Annotated in this window: 11 protein-coding genes and 1 pseudogene; 2 read left to right on the top strand and 10 right to left on the bottom strand. The window is 45.7% G+C overall.

The annotated features are described in order from the left end of the window. Positions 1–324: 324 nt before the first annotated feature. The 3 genes from ACZLMD_RS09665 to ACZLMD_RS09655 form a co-directional block, all read right to left on the bottom strand. Positions 325–2,532 carry a cellulase family glycosylhydrolase gene (locus ACZLMD_RS09665; RefSeq protein ID WP_486818234.1) on the bottom strand — a complete coding sequence of 736 codons (2,208 nt, stop codon included), beginning with the start codon at positions 2,530–2,532 and terminating at the stop codon, positions 325–327. A 137-nt stretch (positions 2,533–2,669) separates the two neighbouring features. Then, positions 2,670–3,863 (bottom strand): BMP family ABC transporter substrate-binding protein, encoded by a 1,194-nt coding sequence (locus ACZLMD_RS09660; protein ID WP_118559193.1) that lies wholly within the window; start codon positions 3,861–3,863, stop codon positions 2,670–2,672. Positions 3,864–3,881: 18 nt separating this feature from the next. Next, entirely contained in the window at positions 3,882–7,436 is a 3,555-nt protein-coding gene (locus ACZLMD_RS09655; RefSeq protein ID WP_482522263.1) for an HD domain-containing phosphohydrolase, read from the bottom strand. Positions 7,437–7,664: 228 nt separating this feature from the next. Here ACZLMD_RS09655 and ACZLMD_RS09650 point away from each other — a divergent pair, with 228 nt between their 5' ends. Beyond that, on the top strand, positions 7,665–8,609 hold the full coding sequence (locus ACZLMD_RS09650; RefSeq protein ID WP_482522264.1) for a GTP-binding protein: 945 nt from the start codon (positions 7,665–7,667) through the stop codon (positions 8,607–8,609). 96 nt (positions 8,610–8,705) lie between these two features. Here ACZLMD_RS09650 and ACZLMD_RS09645 read toward each other — a convergent pair whose 3' ends face one another. From ACZLMD_RS09645 to ACZLMD_RS09630, 4 genes are all read right to left on the bottom strand, one after another. Then, positions 8,706–11,237: an ATP-binding protein gene (locus ACZLMD_RS09645; protein ID WP_489495623.1), complete on the bottom strand. Its 2,532-nt coding sequence runs from the start codon at positions 11,235–11,237 to the stop codon at positions 8,706–8,708. After that, positions 11,237–12,040, bottom strand: a complete 804-nt coding sequence (locus tag ACZLMD_RS09640) for a substrate-binding periplasmic protein (protein ID WP_482522699.1) — start codon at positions 12,038–12,040, stop codon at positions 11,237–11,239. Before ACZLMD_RS09640 ends, ACZLMD_RS09645 begins: the two co-directional genes overlap by 1 nt. A gap of 85 nt (positions 12,041–12,125) precedes the next feature. Further along, positions 12,126–13,508, bottom strand: a complete 1,383-nt coding sequence (locus ACZLMD_RS09635; RefSeq protein WP_489495622.1) for an MATE family efflux transporter — start codon at positions 13,506–13,508, stop codon at positions 12,126–12,128. A 109-nt stretch (positions 13,509–13,617) separates the two neighbouring features. Continuing rightward, the gene (locus tag ACZLMD_RS09630; protein ID WP_022305374.1) at positions 13,618–14,565 is read right to left on the bottom strand and encodes a cysteine-rich small domain-containing protein; all 948 of its coding nucleotides are present in this window, start codon (positions 14,563–14,565) and stop codon (positions 13,618–13,620) included. Positions 14,566–14,767: 202 nt separating this feature from the next. Between ACZLMD_RS09630 and ACZLMD_RS09625 the strand changes: the two genes are divergently transcribed. Continuing rightward, positions 14,768–16,189 carry an alanine/glycine:cation symporter family protein gene (locus ACZLMD_RS09625; RefSeq protein WP_482522429.1) on the top strand — a complete coding sequence of 474 codons (1,422 nt, stop codon included), beginning with the start codon at positions 14,768–14,770 and terminating at the stop codon, positions 16,187–16,189. A gap of 62 nt (positions 16,190–16,251) precedes the next feature. Here the strand turns inward: ACZLMD_RS09625 and ACZLMD_RS09620 are convergent, their stop codons facing one another. The 3 genes and pseudogenes from ACZLMD_RS09620 to ACZLMD_RS09610 form a co-directional block, all read right to left on the bottom strand. Then, positions 16,252–16,851 carry a flavodoxin gene (locus tag ACZLMD_RS09620; RefSeq protein ID WP_178021293.1) on the bottom strand — a complete coding sequence of 200 codons (600 nt, stop codon included), beginning with the start codon at positions 16,849–16,851 and terminating at the stop codon, positions 16,252–16,254. Between the two features lie 16 nt (positions 16,852–16,867). Further along, positions 16,868–19,510 (bottom strand): CAP domain-containing protein, encoded by a 2,643-nt coding sequence (locus tag ACZLMD_RS09615; RefSeq protein WP_489495621.1) that lies wholly within the window; start codon positions 19,508–19,510, stop codon positions 16,868–16,870. Positions 19,511–19,732: 222 nt separating this feature from the next. Beyond that, positions 19,733–20,068: pseudogene (locus tag ACZLMD_RS09610) on the bottom strand (5-methyltetrahydropteroyltriglutamate--homocysteine methyltransferase); the annotation flags it as partial.

Genomic DNA, 20,068 nt, shown 5'->3' with positions numbered 1-20,068 from the left:
TCAGTCGTGCGGATGCGTATTTATCAAAGCATTGCAAAGCAAAGATTTTTCGGAAATCCTACTGATCTGCGTCAATTTTTTAGTCATAGTTCACGGATCAACTGATTTCTCAGGCAAAATTCATATTTTATTTTCCGGACATAAGAAATATTATGGGCGAATCTCCATCTTTGGTATGGGAAGTCTTAGTTAATAATTTTGTGAGAGCAATACATTGTGGATTTCCGATACATCAAAAAGATCATCTTCCATCCGGTATCACCGGACAAAAGATGATCTTTATCATTAAAAAATCTTATGAATCGTATTCTACTTGGAAAGTTCTTATTCTGCCAGATCCAGAATCTCAATCTTGGTAATCGATGCTCCCTCTGTCGGAGAGGAGAACTCAATCCAGTTTTTGACACCGGCAAGCTTCTCTGCACTAAGTGCAAGCACTGCCTCATTATACTCTGCGTGATCCATTGTGTCAAAGTGAGTTGCATTGATATCCTTACCCTTGCAGTATGCAAACTGGAAATCCGCCTTGCTGCTCAGTTCATCGGAAGCCATTGTCACACGGATCGCCGGCTTCTTTAATTTCGACCAGTCATAGGTCAAAAACAACTGCCAGAACCACTTGTTGGACTGAACGGTCAGACCATCACTGCAGCTTGTTGTCTCAAAGTTACCAACCTCGCCCAGAGAAAGATCCGGCTTACCATCTGCCGTAATTCCTTTGTTGTTGGTACGGCTCCAGATTCCTTCCCAGGATGCAACAACCTTCATCTTGGCTACATCTGCATCGCTTAGCTTCTCAACCAGCATTGTTCCTGTGTCAACAGCGCCCTCTTCCAAAGGAACATTTGTTGCTCCCGTTACCTCCTCAAGCATCTGTGCAAAATCCTTAAAGCAGATTACACCATCGTAGCGGTCAAATACGGAATTGTTCCAGAGAACCGGAGTTGCTCCGATCTTCTTACCGTATGTCATAACTTCCTTCACATATGCCGGAATGCCCTTTTTGTCGGTATTACCAAAGCCGTACTCTCCGATAATGATTCCATAGCCATTGTCGGAGAATTTCTTTAGCTTGTCAAACTGTGAATGAAGATAATCGTAATCCTCCTGTGACCCCCAGCTTCCCTGATAATCCGCATTCGTCTTATCCTCTAAGATTCCCCAGCCATATGGTGAATAATAATGAATAGAAACGCTGAGCTTTGTCTGACCATTCTCTGCTACGGTATCGGTCGGCATCTTAAAACGTTCATCGCAGGTCTTGTCCAGATCGGTTGCAAAGCCGGCGATCAGAAGCTGTCTGTACTTGTTGTTCTCACAGAAAAGCTTATCTGAGCTGTTACGCACGATCTCAACAAACTTCTGGTTGATCCGGTTTGTCACTTCATATGCCTCATCATTGGTGAGATTTCCCTGTACTCCCTCGTACTTCGTGTTAAGACCCAGATTATCTCCGCCGACAAAATCACTTAACTCCTCATTCGCTGACTCGAAGATCAGATGATCTCCATACTCACCGTAACGCTCTGCGATCTGTGTCCAGATTGCCTCATACTTCTTCCAGGCCTCCTTACGGACATCCTCTCTCGCATTGCCCTCGCTGTCAGCGGCGCCAAACATGCCCCACCATGCACTGTCATAGTGAATATTGAGAACAACGTACATATCATTTCTAAAGCAGTAGTTCATTACTGTCTCAACACGATTAAAATATGCGTCATTGATCGTATATGTACCGTCATCCGGCATCATATTAGACCATGCTACCGGAATACGAACGGTGTTAAAGCCACATTTCTTAACCGCCGTGATCATCTTGTAGGTTGTCTCCGGCTGCCCCCAGCCTGTCTCATATACCGTCGGTGTGATCTCTGACGGCTGAAGTTCGCTGGTATCAATGCCGCAGCTTTCCAGTGTATTACCAAGGTTCCATCCCTGTCCCATCTTCTGCATAAGCTCCGGTGCTGTCATTGTCTTGTCCATCTGACCGTCATCATACTTGCGGATGCCGTTCTTAGACTTGTCCGGATTCGGTGTCGGTGCTGTGCTCGGAACAACCGTAGGTATGATTGTCGGTGCTGCTGCCGAAGCTGCCGGTGTCTGTGTTGGTGCTGTCACTGCCGCAGAGCTTGCCGGTGCTGCCGGTGTCTGCGACGCTTTCACTGCTGCAGCCTTCACCGTGACCTTACAGTTTAATTTCTTTGTCTTAAGCTTTTTATTACCCCTGATCTGATACTTTACTGCTGCAGTGATGGTTGTCTTACCGGCCTTTTTTCCGGTAACAACGCCCTTCCTTGAAACCACTGCAATGGCTTTCTTCTTGCTGGTCCATTTGCAGGATTTTACCTTTACCGTTTTGTTCTTCTTGACCTTTAAGGTCACCTTCCTGCCCTTTTTGACTGATACGCTTGTCTTATTCAGACGGACAGGCGTTTTCTTTGCTGCCTTTGCCGGGACACTTACCCCACTCAGTCCTGAAACCATCATTGCAGCAGACATCAGAACTGCCATTAGTTTTCTGCTTTTTCGCATAATATAACTGTTCCTTCCTTTCCCATAAACTACCGGAACCGGTCTATGCGTGCCGGTTCCGTGATAAAATGATTTACTTTTTCCTTCGAGTATATTATATCGTATTTGTAACATTTTTACAAATAAAACACCGCTTTCTATTCAATCTTTATGACATCTTTCAGCACATAATGGAATGTCGGTGCCGAGCTCTTTTCATTCTCTTTATATTCCTTTTTCAAGGAGATCTGATCCGTGTCATCCTCCGGATCCACCCCGATATAATCCCCCTGAAATACATGTACCTTCTTCTGCTCAAACCGGTGTATCAAAGAGTCTATCTTTTCCCTGGTTCCGGGTGCGGCGATCAGCTCATTCAATTCCAGCATCTGCACCCACCCCTGATCAAAACCTGCTCCGGCATCATTTCCATTTACGGTCGCATTCTCCTCATTTTCAATATCCCGGTTCTCAATGACTGCCTGCACGGCAGAGGAAATGTACGGTTCCCAGTTGATCCTGCACCCGGTAAGATACGTTGTCGGCGCCACATCCGCCATACTCTGATTATAACCGACATGATACACGATTTTTTCTCCCTTGACCTCTTCACACGCTACCGCCGGTCCTGTCGTATCGGAATGCTGTGATATGATCACGCAGCCCTCACGGATCAGCCCGGAGGCACATTTCTTCTCTAAGGCATAGCTTCCCCATGTGTTTGTGTACTTTACGGTCATCTGTGCCTGTGGCACAATGGATCGCACACCGAGGAAAAATGCCGTATATCCGGAGATTACCTCCGCATACGGATATGCTCCGACATATCCGACCTTTGCCTGCTCCTTCGTAATGGTTCCCTCATCAATCAGCTGCTTTAATTTCATGCCCGCTGCCACACCGGAGATATATCTTCCTTCATAGATTGCTCCCATATATGTGTGATAATTTTTATAAACCGGCTTATCGTTGGCATTGGCACAGGTCGACTGGCAGAACTGCACCTTCGGATACTTTCCTGCCCATTCCTTTGCTTTTTCTCCAAACGCAAAGCTTGTCGTAAAGATCATATCACAGCCATCATCCACCAGCTCCTGCAAAATACTCTCCTCGCTTCCCTCTGTCACATTAAACTTCGGGATCGTCTTCACCTGCCCGGCGTATTTCTTTTCAACTGCCCTCTGCGCCTTGACAAAATTGCCCGTATAGGCGGTACTGGTATCTCCCACATAGACAAAGCCGATAGTGATCTTTCTTTGCTTTGTGTCATCCCGCATCAGTACATGAAGGCAGAACGCCGCCAGTACAACGAGCAGTGCGCTGCTAAATGTGATCAAATATATTCTCTTCATACCATGCCCCTCTTTCTTTTATGACTGTTCCAGAATATCTTTTCTGCCGTACAGACTCTCTACATCGATCGTTCCATCCTCCAGAAGACCTAACAGGATCTCCACAAGCTTGGGATCAAACTGAGTTCCCTTGCCCTTCTCCAGTTCGTTTAACACAAAATCAAGATCCAGCTTTTTGCGGTACACACGATTGGCTGTCATCGCATCAAAGGCATCAGCAATACCGATGATCCGCGCATTTAGCGGAATCTGTTCTCCTTTCAGCCCATTCACATAGCCTCTGCCGTCATACCGCTCATGATGGTACAGTGCCCCCTCATCCACATGCTCTATAAACGTAAAATTCTTTAAGATCTCTGCTCCCCGGATCACATGGGACTTCATCACATCGTATTCCTCATCGGTCAGGCGGCCTGCTTTATTTAAGATACGATCCGGAATCGCGATCTTTCCGATATCATGCAGCAATGCTGTTTTTCGCAGCACCTCCAGATCCTCCTTATCGTATCCGAGCTTTTCTGCGATCATAACAGAGTATTCCGATACACGCTGGGAATGTTGACTGGTATTTTCATCCTTGGCATCGACCGTTCTCGCAATCGTGATGATCGTCTCATTTCCCATCCGGATCTGGTTCTTTGCAAGCTCCAGCTCCTTCTTCTGCAGATTCAGCTTCTTCTGGATCTGTGTTCTTACGATCAGCCAGGTCAGATATGCGATCGTCAAAACGAGGACGGCACCGTAATAAACATAAAACCACCAGTGATCATAGATTTCTTTGTCCTTTACGATCGGATAGGTGCTTTCCTCGATCACCTTTGCTTTCTGGTTATCGTACACCGCCATGTGGAAAACATAGTCTCCTGTCGGCAGATTGGTGTACACAATATTTTTCAGTTCACTCTGAGCAACAATGACCGGCTCCTTGTCAAAGCCCTCCAGCCATACCCGTACATACGGATCGTTGATCGAGTAATTGACTACTTCCGGTACGATCTCGATATGTGACACGCCTCTCGGAATATGAAAGACCTCTCCTCGCTCCACATAAGATGTCTCCCCGTCCAGCCGGATCGACTTCATCAGCATACGGTACGAGAAATTGTGTGAATTGTAATCATTGATATTCATATATACCGCACCAAAGCCACCGGAAATATAGAGATTATCGTTCTCGTCAATATAATTCCATGCATTTGGCGTCAACGACTCCTGCAGACCCTTTGTGGCATTTAACAGATCATAATCTAACTTCTCTCCGTTTTCCAGCTTCTTCTTATCTACAACATAGATACCGGCTGAACTGAGCACAAAAACCTCCCCCTTATTTCCCTCAACCATATCGAAATTATTATAATACGGGAAATTCTTCAGCTCGCGGATCTGATCCTTTTTCATGAAGCACAGACTGTTGCTCGTGATCACGAAAATACCTCCGTTATCGGTATCCGGAACCATTCTGAGTACAACTCCGGAGCTTAAGCCGTTTGTCTTCTTGTAATGCGAAACCACCTTCCGATTGCGGATCAGTGCAATACCATTACCGTCTGTTCCTGCCAGGATACTTCCGTCCTTCTGCTCCAGCATACAGAGCACCTTTGGATTAGCAAGACCATTCTCTGTGCCGATCGTTCCTGTGATCTTTTCGTTTTTGACAAAACTGATGCCGATGTCGCCCGCCAGAGCAATGGTTCCATCCGTGAGCTCCATCGCAGTTCTGAACTTATCGCCGAGCAGCCCTTCCTTCTCTGTATAGCTGTGCATGGTTCCATCCGTGGCAAGCTCCAGCACACCGGAACCGGAGGTACAGATCCACAGATGGTTGCGGCTGTCCACCATCAGACAGCGTATCCGGATGCCCTGCAGTTTTCTTGTCAGTGCATTCTCCCGAACCTCCGTCATACGTCCATTTACAATGTCAAGACCACTGTCTGTACCAAAATACAGATTACCGTCCCACTTTGTCACGGTATTTACGACATCCTCATCCAGTCCCACCTCAGTAAATATCTCCGTAAACACAGACTTACACATCCGAAACAGACCAAGTCTTGATGAGGTAAACCAGAGGTTTCCCTGATAATCGATCAGCATGTGATCGATCGAGCTGTTAAACTTGTTGGTATTGATATCCTGATAAACATTCTTTGCATTCAGATAACCGGCTCCATTGTCCGCACAAATAAAGATCTCACCATCCTCGGAGCGGTTTAATGACTTAATATTGGACAAGGAACCGCATTTGATCACCTGCGTGTTCTTCCAGATCTTGCCGGAGGGTTCATAGACCTCGATCACATTGTCGGTTCTTCCAACATACAGCTTGCCGGACTGGTCAAACATACAACAGGAATATGCTGCCTGCATCGGTCTTTTCTCCCACTGTGCGATGATCTCTCCGTTACGGAGAAGGTACAGACCTCCCTCATCCGTAACTGCAGCCACATGACCTGCCTGATCCGCCGAAAGACTTCTGGCATAGGTGATCTCCGGGATCATATCCGTAACTGCCAGACCACCGGATAAGGATACAACGGCAAGCGCATCCGTTGTACCGATGTAAAAAGTTCCATCGGAATTTTCTGTAATGCATCGCACCGAATCAGAGGGAAGTCCGTGCATGGAATCTATAACATTGGAAATTTCTTCATTAATGCTGATCGAAACACCACTGTCATTTGTTCCGATCCAGAGTCTTCCTGCCTCATCCGTATAAAGGCAGTTGACATTTTTGACCGACTCGTATTCATTCATCCATCGAAAGCTGCTTCCATTGTAGCGGTACAGTCCGCCATAAGTTCCGATCCACAGGATACCGTCCTTTGTCTGGGCAATATCATTCGCCTTGCCACCCGGCAGCCCGTTTCCATCGTTATATATCGTCTGGACATATGTGTTATAACGCTCTTCTGCTGCCGCCTTCATGTCACAGCCCGGCTGCCATGCGGCAAGCAGAACAAGGATTCCTGCAAAGATTCCCGTCTTCACATGATTCGGACGTATCTTCGGATTCTTTGTCTCCTGCTTTCTCTGTCTCCGGTCATGAAACAGCTTCAGCACGGCAAAAAACGCCACCAGCGTCACAACCTTATCCAAAAAGTCCACGTAAAACTCTCCAATCACATAACAGAGCCAATGGATCAGTCCCATCTGTCCAAGCAGATCGATCACACCGTCTCCCCAGATATTCCCGGTTCTGCCATCGGAGAAAAGGATATTTAACGGAACCGATACTGCCACCGACACCACGGTAACCAGAAAGCTGAGTGTCATCGTCCGGAACAGATTCTGCAGATATCCCCTTGCCGCGCAGTGTCCTACCAGAATCCCAAGTGCCACATTGGTGATGGCATAGATACAGGAAACCGGATGGGAAAAACCGTAGATCACATTCGTCGCTGCACCGACGATTCCACCGCACACCGGTCCCAGTGCATACGCACTGCAGACTGTGCCAAAGGAATCCAGCCAGAGCGGAAGCTGCATCTTTGCTGCCGCATACTTGCCGATACAGTTGATCAGAATGCATCCGATTACGAATAGACTTATTTCGTAGTTCTTTTTATGCTGCATTTTCATACCTCTTTCTATTTGTTCATTCTTCTCTTAATTACGATAATTATAATGGTATTATTTTATCGAGACAAGTCGTTTTGTGAATTTTTTTATATAATCATGAAAAAGTCTCATATTAGAAAAGAATATGCCGATAATATCTATCATGATACACAGAATAAAAGATGCTTTTTAAGGACATCTGTGATAAACTGTCCACAAACAGACAGAAAAGAGGTTGTAACTATGATTCAGATTGATTTGATCACGGGATTTCTCGGCTCCGGCAAGACAACGTTTATCCGCAGATATGCGAAATATCTGATCGATCAGGGGCTAAACATCGGAATACTGGAAAATGATTTTGGTGCAGTCAATGTCGATGCCCTGCTGCTGCAGGATATCCTCGGTGACAACTGTACTCTGGAGATGGTCGCCGGCGGCTGTGATGCCGACTGCCACCGCAGACGTTTTAAAACAAAGCTGATCGCGATGGGAATGTGCGGCTACGACCGTGTACTGGTGGAACCCTCAGGCATCTTTGATATGGACGAATTCTTTGATGCCCTCCATGAGGAGCCTTTAGACCGCTGGTATGCAATCGGCAATGTGATCACGATCATCGATGCAGCTCCGGATCAGGAGCTCTCTAAAGACTCCCGCTATATTCTGGCATCACAGACGGCACAAGCCGGTACCGTCCTCTACAGTCATGTGCAGGAGGTTTCACCGGCGCAGCTTGAAGAGACCAGACAGTTCGTAACCGGTGTTATGAATGAGCTTCATATGACGCTTCCCGCCGGACAGACTGTTTTCCAAAAGGACTGGACCGATCTGACCACACAGGATTTCCGTCAGATCATGAGCAGTGGATATCACGGTGCCGATTACGCCAAGCTCTGGATGGACAGTCAGAAGACCTATGACAGCCTTTATTTTATGAATATGGAATTTACCGAAGATTTTCTTCAAAAGTCCTGCCGCGAAATATTAAATGACCCCGCCTGCGGCAAGGTCTTCCGGATCAAGGGCTTCCAAAAGCTTCCGGATGAAAGCTGGATTGCTGTCAATGCAACGCTAAAACAGACGCAGATCCATCCGATCGCTGTCGGCCAGGCGATCCTGATCGTCATCGGTGAAAACCTGAACCGGGAAGCGATCGAAGGCTACTGGGGCAGATCCAGACCTTAAAGCTCAAAAGGTCTTAGATCAATACAGGCAGAACGGTAAGCTTTACCATTCTGCCTGTATTTTATTTCTGAATATGCTTTTCGTTATTAATATTCCTTACGATGCCCCGGCACCGCCATACCGTTTAATCGTCCGGAATAACTCCTCGAAATCAAGCGGCTTTGAAAGATGGGCATTCATACCTGCCGCCTTGCTCCTTGTAATATCATCTGCAAAGGCATTGGCGGACATGGCGATGATCGGAACACTTCCGGCATCCTCTCTTGACAGACCCCGGATCGCTTTGGTTGTCTCAAGACCGTCCATCTCCGGCATCATAATATCCATCAGGATCACATCAAAGCTGCCAGGGTCTGACGCTTCAAACTTCTCCAGTGCTTCCCTGCCATTATATGCCTTCGTCACAACAGCACCCTTGTCGGTCAGCATATATTCTGCAATCTCCATATTCAGTTCGTTATCCTCCACTAAAAGCACGCGGAGATCCTGAATGGATACATCGCCGGTCTTTGATTCACCATCCCCGCTACAATATTTCCGGTCAATCTGCAGCGGCAGATGAACCGTAAAGGTTGTTCCCTTCCCCTGCTCACTGACAAAGGAAATGGTACCTCCCATATGTTCTACCAGCTTTTTGGCGATCGGAAGTCCAAGCCCCGATCCGGAATAGGTTGTCCTGACAGCGTCTGACTCCTGTGCGAAGGTATCAAAGGCATGCTTCTGAAACTCCTGACTCATACCAATTCCTGTATCCTCACAGCCAAATTCAAAGGTCGCATATCCGGCATCCACGGACATCTGGCGGCACCATACACGAACGGAACCATTTTCTTTATTGTATTTGATCGCATTAGAAACAATATTCTGGAAAACCTGCTTCAGGTGAAGCGGGTTTCCCACAAAATGCCAGTAATTGCCCTCCGCTGCATCCCTGTGGATCGTGATTCCGTGTTGTGCCGCCTGACTTTCCACCACCAGAAGCGAATCCTTCATAAGCTCCTTAAGATCAAACGGCTTATGCTCCATTTCAATCTCTCCCGCCTCCAGCTTACTCATATCCAGCACGTTATTGACCAGATCCAGCAGGAAATCAGACGCTCCAAGGATCTTATCATAGCACTCATCCGTTTTCTGCACATCCTTTTCACAGGACTTTCCGATCTCTACCATACCACGGATGCCGTTGATCGGCGTGCGGATATCGTGACTCATCCGGCGCAGGAAATCTGTCTTGGCATCATCGGCACGTTTCGCTTCCTCTGCTGTCACACGAAGCTGCTTCTGATACTCCATTTCCTTTCTCTTCTGATCCGTCACATTGCGAAATACCAACATCACAGACTGCAGGCTTCCCCCGGCATCTCTCTGCGGAATGAACAGCGACAGATACCAGTGCCCCTGCTTGCTCTCATATGAATATCCGATAAATGTCTTCCCACGAAGGCGTTCATCCAGCGTATCAAGCTCTGCAAAGCTCGTAAAGCCCTCCTGATATGTATCCTGTACCAGTCTGTCCGTAAATACCTTTAACATCTCTCTTGCCGATGGCGTTCCATCAATCACCTCACTGAAACGCTCAGACTTTACAACCGCCTCCCAGCTATCCTCCTTCAGGTGTATCAGCAGATTGGCCTCATAGATACTGGCGATCGTGCTGACCAGATGATACTCCTTCTCCATATGTTTAAGACGCAGCTTTCTGGTATGCTCCAGCAAATTGGCAAGCAGCACACATACCACCATGTATCCCGCACATGCGATCAGCATATAATAGATACGATTGGCAAAAACATTCTTGTCGCTGTAAAAAACATATAAATAATAGCTGCGATAAAACTCTTGCTTTCCGTACCAGCTTTTCCCGCTGTCACGCAGTTCAAACAATTTCCCGTCGTTCTGCACCTTGTCCTGTCCGTAAGCACTGATGACCGGACATTGATCCACCGCAAGTCCCTGCAGATCGGATACATTGGTTCCGACAACCGTTTTTCCATCTGTTACTATGATCTGTGCATCACCCTCAAAGGTATCCCCCGCCAGAAGTGAGCCAAGCGAAAGTTCATTCTTATCTGCGATCGTCCTCGTAATATCATCGTAACACAGGATTACACCGGGCTTTTTCGTTCTTGCCACCAACGCATAATTATAATAACGTCCCTCCAGCTCGATCTGATCCGCATAGGTTTTCCTGGAATCCTGAATAATGCTTTTCAGATTACTCTCCTTACGGATCGCCTTAAGAAGTGCTTTCTCCTCCAGCGGACGCTGTCCCGACCGGAGTACCACCTTCGCATCCGCATCCAGAATACAGATTCCCGTTAGATCCTGCATATCCGTATATTCTTCTAACGATGCCTGAGTCTCCTTCACATATGAACTTAAGGTCCTTGATTTATTGATCACTGTCTGAAGGTCTCTTGTCAGATTTCCAAGCCGATAATCATCGTATTTGCGGCACAGTGAACGCACAAACTGCAGTGTTGTCTCCGCATTTTTCTTTACCTGACTGCACTCAGCATTTGTCACCGCCCCATACACAATTACAAGAAACAGGATTCCAATAACACTAAATATTCCCCCTATTTTGAACGGGCTGTATTCCTGTATCTTCTCATCAGTCTTCCCCATCAGTCAGCCCCTCCATATACATTTCTGTCCACATCTAATCCGTACTTTTCAATAATATTTCCCGTTGTCCCATCCTCTGACATCTCATTTAATACTGTCGTCAGCCGTCCGGCAAGCTTTTCATCGCCGTTTTTGGCAAAGGCAACGCCAAGTTTTGCCTGATGCAGCGTCATATCCAGATAACGGTACTGTCCCGGATAATCCTGTGTATAAACAAGAAGTGCGCCCTCATGTCCTGCAATCGCATCCACGTACCCCTTACGCAGTGCCGTAAATACCTCTCCAAAGGTTCGGTAGGATGCAATTCTTGATACCTCCGGTATCTGATGATTGACCCTCTTCATAAATATCTTCTCTGAAGTAGAATTGGACTGAACCGCAATCGATCTGCCCTTCAGATCGGCAAGTCTCGTCACATCACTGTCTCCCCGTACCACAACAACACGGCGGCTGTAAAGATACGGTCCTGCCCACAGATAATCATCATTATTGTCATCAATACTAAAACAGCTCCACATACAATCGATCTTCCCACTCTGCAACAACTCCTTTCGCTGTCCCAGATCGATCTCTTTAAAAACCGGACGATAGCCTAAACGTGCACAGGCTTCCTTTGCCAACTCCACATCTATGCCTGTATAATTTTCTTCGACGTCCTTATAAAAGTACGGTTTATAGATGGCCCCGCCAATCGTAATCTTTGGCAGTGTCTTCTCTCCCGTCTTCGCACTTTCCAGACTGCATGCTGTCAGGAGCACTCCCGCCAATATGCACGCAATAACCGCTGATATTCGATGTTTCATACTGCCTCCGCAACTTTCTTTTCTTTCAAGTATAATCGAACTTTCATTGTCTCTACTTTATCTGTAAGCATTGTCGTGATCCATACTATGCCGGGATCTTCTGTATGATCGTCCGGTAGATCCGGATCAGGAATATCGTGGAAACGATAAATGAGATCACCTCTGCAATCGGGAAGGACCACCATACCATATGAAGTCCTCCGACTCTGGCAAGAACATAGGCTGCCGGGATCAGTACCACAAGCTGGCGCATGATCGATACGATCATACTGAATACTGCCTTTCCAAGTGCCTGGAACACAGTACCCGCAATAATACAGAACCATGCGATCAGGTAATGGATACCAATAATCCGAAGTGCCGTCACACCGATCGTCAGCATATCCGCAGAAGCATTGAACATTCCAAGAAGCACCTGTGGAATTGTCTCAAACAAAATAAAACCGATGCAGGTCAGGCAGAACGCCACTGTCATACTTAATCTTATCGTGTGAACCATTCTCTTTCTCTTGCGAGCGCCGTAATTGTATGCAATGATCGGAGTAATTCCGTTGTTCAGTCCAAACACCGGCATAAAGAAAAAGCTCTGCAGCTTGAAATATACGCCGAATACTGCTGTTGCCGTCGATGAAAAATCGATCAGGATACGGTTCATGCAATAGGTCATCACAGAACCGATCGACTGCATAATAATAGAAGGAATACCAACCGCATAGATTGTGCCGATGATCCTTCCATTCGGACGAAAGCCCTTCAGATGTACATTCACCTCATGGTTAAACTTATGATGACAGGTTCCGGCGACGATTCCGGCAACACACTGACCGATCACTGTTGCAACTGCTGCTCCGGCAACCCCCATCTTCGGTGCACCACACAGACCAAAGATCAGAATCGGATCAAGAACAATATTGGTAACCGCTCCACTCATCTGCGAGATCATACTGAATATGGTCTTACCGGTAGAGGTCAAAAGACGTTCAAAAAAGAACTGGGAAAGCAATCCAAAGGAGAAGATCATAACGGTACTCAGATACTCAATCCCCATAGTCATGATCTCTGCATCTGCCTTTCCAGCCTGACTCACATAAAACGGTCTGACCACGGTAAAACCAAGGATCAGAAATAAAATATAACTCATGGCATAAATAAATGCGCCGTTTGCAGCGATCTTATCCGCCTTCTCATGTTCCTTCTCTCCAAGCGCCCTCGACACCAGCGCATTCATACCGACGCCGGTACCGGCTCCGACAGCGATCAGAAGTGTCTGAAGCGGAAATGCTAAAGATACGGCTGTCAACGCATTTTCTGACAGTTTTGCCACAAAGATACTGTCCACAATATTGTACAGTGCCTGTACCAGCATAGAGATCATCATCGGCAAAGACATATTAAATACTAATTTTCCAATTGGCATTGTCCCCATTTTATTTTCTGCGATTGGGGACGAAGTCTGATTTTCACTCATAAATATTTCCTCCATCAATCATCCTTATTTGCGACCAAATATTAATTTTAACACGAATCCAACTTATATTGCAATATCTAATCTTAATAAGACAGTCCCCTGTCTGCCGCTATGACCGCTTCACATAATTAGCACAAAAACGGCAGCCCTCCTTCTGACCGATACAGCCTGCACAGTCACCACAGTCCGACAATATATCCTCTGTACTGATCAGATAAAGTCCGACCAGACTCATCATTGGCTGCAGCATGCCATCCTCACAACTAATACCGGCATCTGCCGGATCCATAACATCCGTCAGCTTCTCCACCGCCGAAAGCTCCATGCCATAATAGCCCGGTCCAAAGGAATCCGAACAGTAATGCGGTGACGTAACACTGTGCTTTCGTGCCAGATAGTCCCGCACCCACTCTCTCACCACATCCATACATGCGATCTGAAAGGTTTCCAGATAATACTGTGACAATAGGGAGGAAGCCTCCTCCACCGGAAAGTCCGGTGCATGAAAGGCATAAAGGTATCCTTCCGTGATCTTACTGCGGTCGATCCGTTCCAGCACCGTACAGAAAATCTCCTGCTTTCCAAAGGAAAAACGGTCATTCTGTACACAAGCTGCATCAAACGGCTGCAGCTTGATCGTCACACGGTAAAGATATTTGTGCTTTTCCATCATATTGGTGACACTGCTGATCGCGGCTCCCCGGTGCTGCCAGAACAGCTCCGCCTCCATCTGATCCCAGGAGGCGATCTGTGCCATTCTCCGCCAGATCTCATTTCTGAAATTCCAGACGTTGACCGAAACCGTAAAGTCCTGCCTGCAAAGCTGCGCGAGTACCTTATCATACATTTCCGGTCTGTGAACTACCATGCAGTTGCTGCAATCCTTGATCTTCTGTCCTTTTCCGCTTAATATCCATTCCGGACTGCCAAGGCATTTTTCCTGCAGATATAACGGACAATAGCAGAACAGACAGTTAAACGAATCCGGATCGTCCACCGGATGACACGGGAAATATTCACACGCTTTATTCTGATAAAAACGATAGCTTTCTTTCATGGAAAAATCCTCCTTTGCGTACATTATATCATGAATTCGTAACGCGTCATCAAAAGGTTCAAAAAAGCTCTGCTTTTTATCGCTCGCGGGCGCGTTCGCTTTTGCCTCCGCAATATTTTGTTGAAAAAAAAACAAAAAAACGATATAGTATATTAGGGTTTTTATTTTTATGCCCTAAATCACTCACAGGAAGGATAAAAAAATGTGGAAAACAATCAATGATGTACTCGCAAATATTGACAATCTCGTATGGGGTGTCCCACTTATGGTACTGATCTTATCCGGTGGTATCCTGCTTACTTTACGTCTGGGACTTCTCCAGATCCGTAAGCTTCCTCTTGCCTTAAAATGGATGATCAAAAACGAGGAGGGCGGTGAAGGTGAAATCTCCAGTTTCTCCGCTCTTTGTACCGCTCTGAGTGCAACGATCGGAACAGGTAATATCGTCGGCGTTGCAACTGCTGTTGGCACCGGTGGTCCCGGAGCACTGTTCTGGATGATCGTCGCCGCCTTCTTCGGTATGGCAACGAAGTTTTCAGAGGGACTGCTCGCTGTCAAATATCGTATCGTAGGCGAGGACGGACACAGTCTCGGCGGACCATTCTACTACATTGAGCAGGGAATGGGAAAGAAATGGAAATGGCTTGCAAAGCTGTTCGCATTCTTTGGTGTCTGTGTTGGTCTTTTCGGTATCGGTACCTTCAGTCAGGTAAACGGTATCTCCAGTGCCGTTCACGGCTTCTTTGATCCAAACAACAAGCACTGTGTCAACATCATGTTTTTAGGAAAATACTCCTGGTCGGTTGTTATTGCATCCCTGATCCTCGCGTTCTGCGTGGCAGCGGTACTGATCGGTGGTATCAAACGAATCGCCAGTGTCAGCCAGGTTATCGTGCCATTTATGGCAATCATTTATTTCCTGTTTGCCGCTATTTTGATCATCACCAATATTACACAGGTACCTGCAGCGATCAGGATCATCGTCAAAGCAGCTTTCACTCCAAAGGCGGTGACCGGTGGTGCTGTCGGAAGTATGTTTGTTGCAATGCAAAAGGGTGTTGCCCGTGGTATCTTCTCCAACGAGGCAGGTCTTGGTAGTGCTCCGATCGCAGCAGCTGCCGCACAGACAAAGGAGCCTGTCCGCCAGGGTCTTGTCAGCATGACCGGTACCTTTATCGATACCATCGTGATCTGTACACTGACCGGACTTTCCATTATACTGACCGGTGCATGGCAGGTAGAGGGACTCGAAGGTGTTGCCGTAACTACATATGCATTCCAGAAGGGGCTTCCGTTCCCTGCTGAAGTATCCGCCTTCATCCTGATGCTCTGTCTTGTATTCTTCGCATTCACAACGATCCTCGGCTGGGACTACTACAGCGAGCGTTGTCTGGAATACTTAAGCGGCGGTAACATGAAGCACGTCAAGATCTACCGCTGGTTATATATCTTTGCCGTATTTATCGGACCTTACATGACAGTAAGTGCTGTATGGACGATTGCTGATATCTTTAACGGACTGATGGCTATTCCGAATATGATCGCCATCTTCGCCTTAAACGGTGTCATTGTCAAGGAGACAAAGGACTTCTTCCAGAGACATAAAAACGGCGAGTTTAATTAAATGCGGTAAAGGAGCCATATCAATCATTGATATGGCTCCTTTTTGATTACAATCATTTCCGATTATTTTCCTATGGATTTTGTCCACTTCTTAACAGACTTAAGAGAAACTTCTGTCAGATCCTTTCCCTCGATCACATTTGCTCCCTTGGCAGATTCTCTGATCTCAGACATACTTCCGGAGATTCCGCTTCCACCGCTTGTGCAGAACGGAATAATCTTTTTGCCCCTCAGATCATAGGACTCCAAAAATGTGCGGATGATCTTAGGCTCCTTGCCCCACCAGATCGGATATCCTATATAGATCGTTTCGTACTCACTCATATTCTTGATGCTTCCCGCGATCTCCGGTCTTGCATTGTCATCGTTCTGCTCTTTTTGTGCCCTGCAGTTATCCTTGGTGTAATAGTCCAGATCCTCCCGCGTATATGGCTGCGCCGCTTTGATACGATACAGCTTTCCTTTCGTCGCCTTCTTCACCTTTCTGGCAGCTTTCTTTGTTGTACCCGTTGCCGAAAAATAGACAACCAGAGTTGTTGTTTTCTTATTTGCCTTTGCCTCCTGCCGGCGTCCCCCGTAAATCTGCACCATCACAGATGCCACCACAAGGGCAACTGCCAGAATACCACATAAAACACCAATGACTGCTTTTGATTTCTTCATGATTATTTGCTCCCTTTTATTTCTTATTTTTTACAACTACCCTGCACCATTTTGTTCTTTTTCCACTCTTTACAGTAATGCGTGCTTTTCCTGCTTTCTTCGCTTTAATAACACCATTTTTAGACACCGTTGCAACCTTTTTATTGGATGACTTAAACGTAATCTTGTCTACGCTTCCGGCATTTACCGTCACTTTTAAGCGGTAAGTTTTGCCTTTCTTTAACGTCACTCTTATCTTGCTCAGCGTCATTTTTGTGGTGTGAACGGTTTCGTCTTTATTATCGTCTTTTTTATCATCTTTATTATCGTTTTGATTATCGCCTTTTTTATCGTTCTGATTGTCACCTCTGTTAGCAGACTGCTTATTTTCTATAATTTTGAAAACTTCTGTTCTTTGTCCGCTAAAATTGCCTTTTCCCTGAATCTTAACCACGCCATTTCCAGGTCCTATGTTACTGCTGTATACAGCTACATAATCAACTTTCTCTGTTAATGTTTTTCCATTATAAGTCAGTTTCAGCTTCGGTGTAAGCTTCTTCCCTGTATATTCCTGAGTATCAATTGTTTCAACACTGACCTCTTTGATCGGACGGGATACGATCCGAAATGTCTTACTGGCAGTTCCCTCATAAGAGCCAATTCCGGTAACAGTAACCGTTGCAGTTCCTACATTGATATTGTCAGCATAAGAAACCTTGTAGTCCACATCCTTTGTTAACTTTTTCGTTCCCTTCCGCACAGAAACTGCCGGTGTAATCTCCGCTCCTGTAAATGTCTGATCAGAAATCATGCCAACCGTAATCTTAACAGTACTTTCTACAATTTTAAAGCTTACTGTGGTTGTTCCCGTAAAATTGCCGATTCCTGTAATAGTTGCTGTCGCAGTTCCTACATTAATATTGTTATCATAGGAAACAGTATAATCCGTTCCTTTTTTCAAACTCTCATTCGCATAGGTAAGTTTAACAGATGGTTCAATTTTCTTTCCGCTGTATGTCTTATCTGCAATTTTTCCTATAGTAACCTGACTGATTGCACATGGAAGGATCTTAAAAGTTGTTGTACAGGAACCGCCATAATCTCCTCTTCCTGTGATTTTTGCAGTGGCAGTTCCTACATTTGTATTGTCGCTGTAAGAAACATAATAATCCACACTTTTTCTAAGTACCTTTGTGCCTTCTTTTACAACAACCTCCGGCTTCAATGCAGAACCGGTGTACGTCTGGTCTGCAATTGCATCTACCGAAATATCTGATGGCTTTGTAATCTTAAATGTTATCTCTTTGTTTCCCTCAAAGTTTCCTTTTCCGGTAATGATAATGGTTGCCGTTCCGACATTGACATTATTCTTAAAAGATATTGTGTAATCTGTTCCTTTTACCAATGTCTTATTATTATAAGTAACGGTAAATGATGGCCGAATTGCATCCCCGGTATAAGTCTGGTCTGCAATTCTGCTGCAGGTCGCCTGTCCTATCGCACACGAAACGATTTTAAAGTTCGTCGTATAAGAACCTTCATATGTTCCATTTCCCATAATTTTTACAGAAGCAGTTCCAACATTTGTATTATTACTGTATGAAACAGTATAATCTATATCTTTTACGAGTACCTTTGAACCGTCTTTTACGACCACATCCGGCATCAAAGCATAACCGGTATATATCTGATCCTCGATCGGCTCCACAGAAATATCTGTTTTGCCCACATCCGGACTCGCTGTATGATCATCTTTTGGTCCTGTTTCCTCGCTGACTGTGATCGTACGGCAAAAATCATCTCCGAATGGGTTGGATATCCAGATTTTAGTCGTACCACTCTTTAATCCGATAATCAAACCGTCATCCGACAGGCTTGCAATGGTTTCATCTTCAATTTTTGCAGTACAGATATTCTCTATCACACAATCCTTCTGATACCCCCATTGATCCCGCACATTTATTGCAAGTGAAAAATCTGCTGTCGTTGCTTTCTCTCCGACTGTCAGACTGACATCATCCAGATTTGTTTTTACTGCTGTGATATAAGACGGTGAAACATCTACATCCTCAATCTGCGTACTGTCATTCGCTGCTGAAGCCGTCCCATCCATGACCTTATCACCAAACTCCTGCACCCAGTAATGGCATCCCTGATATACGACATGCCCGATTCCAATAGCCTTAAAATTAGAACTGAGCATATTTCTTCTGTGTCCCTGTCCGCCATAAGGTTCATTCTCTTCCTTCCATCCGTCAAACACCTCTGCTGCACTCTTATAACCGGCAGCAATATTTTCTCCCACCATCTTATATCCGGACGGATATGCAGTCAAATAACTCGTGCCGTTTGATCTGGTATGATCGTAGGAAAGCGCAATCTCTGCTGCCCTTTTCATTGCAACACGCTCTAACTCATAATCATACTGTAACTCCGTGGTCCGCCACGACTCCTTTATACTATCGGTTTTATCCCAGCACCACGCCTCCGTATCCGACGTTCGGAATTCATTGATATCGGCAAGCATCGTCCGTGCTTCTGTCTGTCCATATGTCACCTTGATCTTTACAGGCGGTGTCGCAGCTGAAACCCTCATCTCCCCCCAATATAGGGAGGTAAAGATCATCATCACAGCCATAAACACGCTGCATCTTTGTTTCCATCGGTTTCTTTTACTCATAACTATACCTCCTTACCTTTTAATCTATCATAATTATAACATATCTCTTAGGAAATATATATCCTTAGTTCCTTTTTTCTTATGATTACATTTCCTTTGAAAAACTTTTCACAAATAAATATCAGCAGGAAAACACAGACAAATGTTTTCCTGCTGATAACATATATTATTTTCTTGTTAGTGATCTGACTTGAATCAATCAGAAAATAAGTCGCAAATTCATTAACAGCCCCATACTTCTTCCGCAACTTCCTTCACAAGAGCGAGTTTTGCCCACTGCTGTTCTTCGGTCAGCTTGTTTCCGATCTCACAGGAAGCAAATCCACACTGTGGACTCAGATAAAGTCTGTCTAGCGGAATATACTTCTCTGCCTCATGAATACGCTTGATCACCTCAGCCTTATCCTCAAGCTCCGGTGACTTTGTCGTGATCAGTCCAAGAACAACCTTCTTGTCTCCGGACACCTTGGAAAGCGGCTCAAATCCGCCGGATCTTTCATCGTCAAACTCCAGGAAATACGCGTTGACATTTTCCTCTCCGAATAACACCTCTGCCAC

The sequence above is a fragment of the Jutongia sp. genome (assembly GCF_057878315.1).
The sequence above is the reverse complement of the archived record's forward strand: the minus strand, read 5'-3'. Positions and strand labels throughout refer to the sequence as shown.

Excerpts from the sequence above, each read along its gene's own strand:
- ACZLMD_RS09665 (WP_486818234.1), bottom strand. The coding sequence starts at position 2,532 with ATGCGAAAAAGCAGAAAACTAATGGCAGTTCTGATGTCTGCTGCAATG.
- ACZLMD_RS09660 (WP_118559193.1), bottom strand. The coding sequence starts at position 3,863 with ATGAAGAGAATATATTTGATCACATTTAGCAGCGCACTGCTCGTTGTA.
- ACZLMD_RS09655 (WP_482522263.1), bottom strand. The coding sequence starts at position 7,436 with ATGCAGCATAAAAAGAACTACGAAATAAGTCTATTCGTAATCGGATGC.
- ACZLMD_RS09650 (WP_482522264.1), top strand. The coding sequence starts at position 7,665 with ATGATTCAGATTGATTTGATCACGGGATTTCTCGGCTCCGGCAAGACA.
- ACZLMD_RS09645 (WP_489495623.1), bottom strand. The coding sequence starts at position 11,237 with ATGGGGAAGACTGATGAGAAGATACAGGAATACAGCCCGTTCAAAATA.
- ACZLMD_RS09640 (WP_482522699.1), bottom strand. The coding sequence starts at position 12,040 with ATGAAACATCGAATATCAGCGGTTATTGCGTGCATATTGGCGGGAGTG.
- ACZLMD_RS09635 (WP_489495622.1), bottom strand. The coding sequence starts at position 13,508 with ATGAGTGAAAATCAGACTTCGTCCCCAATCGCAGAAAATAAAATGGGG.
- ACZLMD_RS09630 (WP_022305374.1), bottom strand. The coding sequence starts at position 14,565 with ATGAAAGAAAGCTATCGTTTTTATCAGAATAAAGCGTGTGAATATTTC.
- ACZLMD_RS09625 (WP_482522429.1), top strand. The coding sequence starts at position 14,768 with ATGTGGAAAACAATCAATGATGTACTCGCAAATATTGACAATCTCGTA.
- ACZLMD_RS09620 (WP_178021293.1), bottom strand. The coding sequence starts at position 16,851 with ATGAAGAAATCAAAAGCAGTCATTGGTGTTTTATGTGGTATTCTGGCA.
- ACZLMD_RS09615 (WP_489495621.1), bottom strand. The coding sequence starts at position 19,510 with ATGAGTAAAAGAAACCGATGGAAACAAAGATGCAGCGTGTTTATGGCT.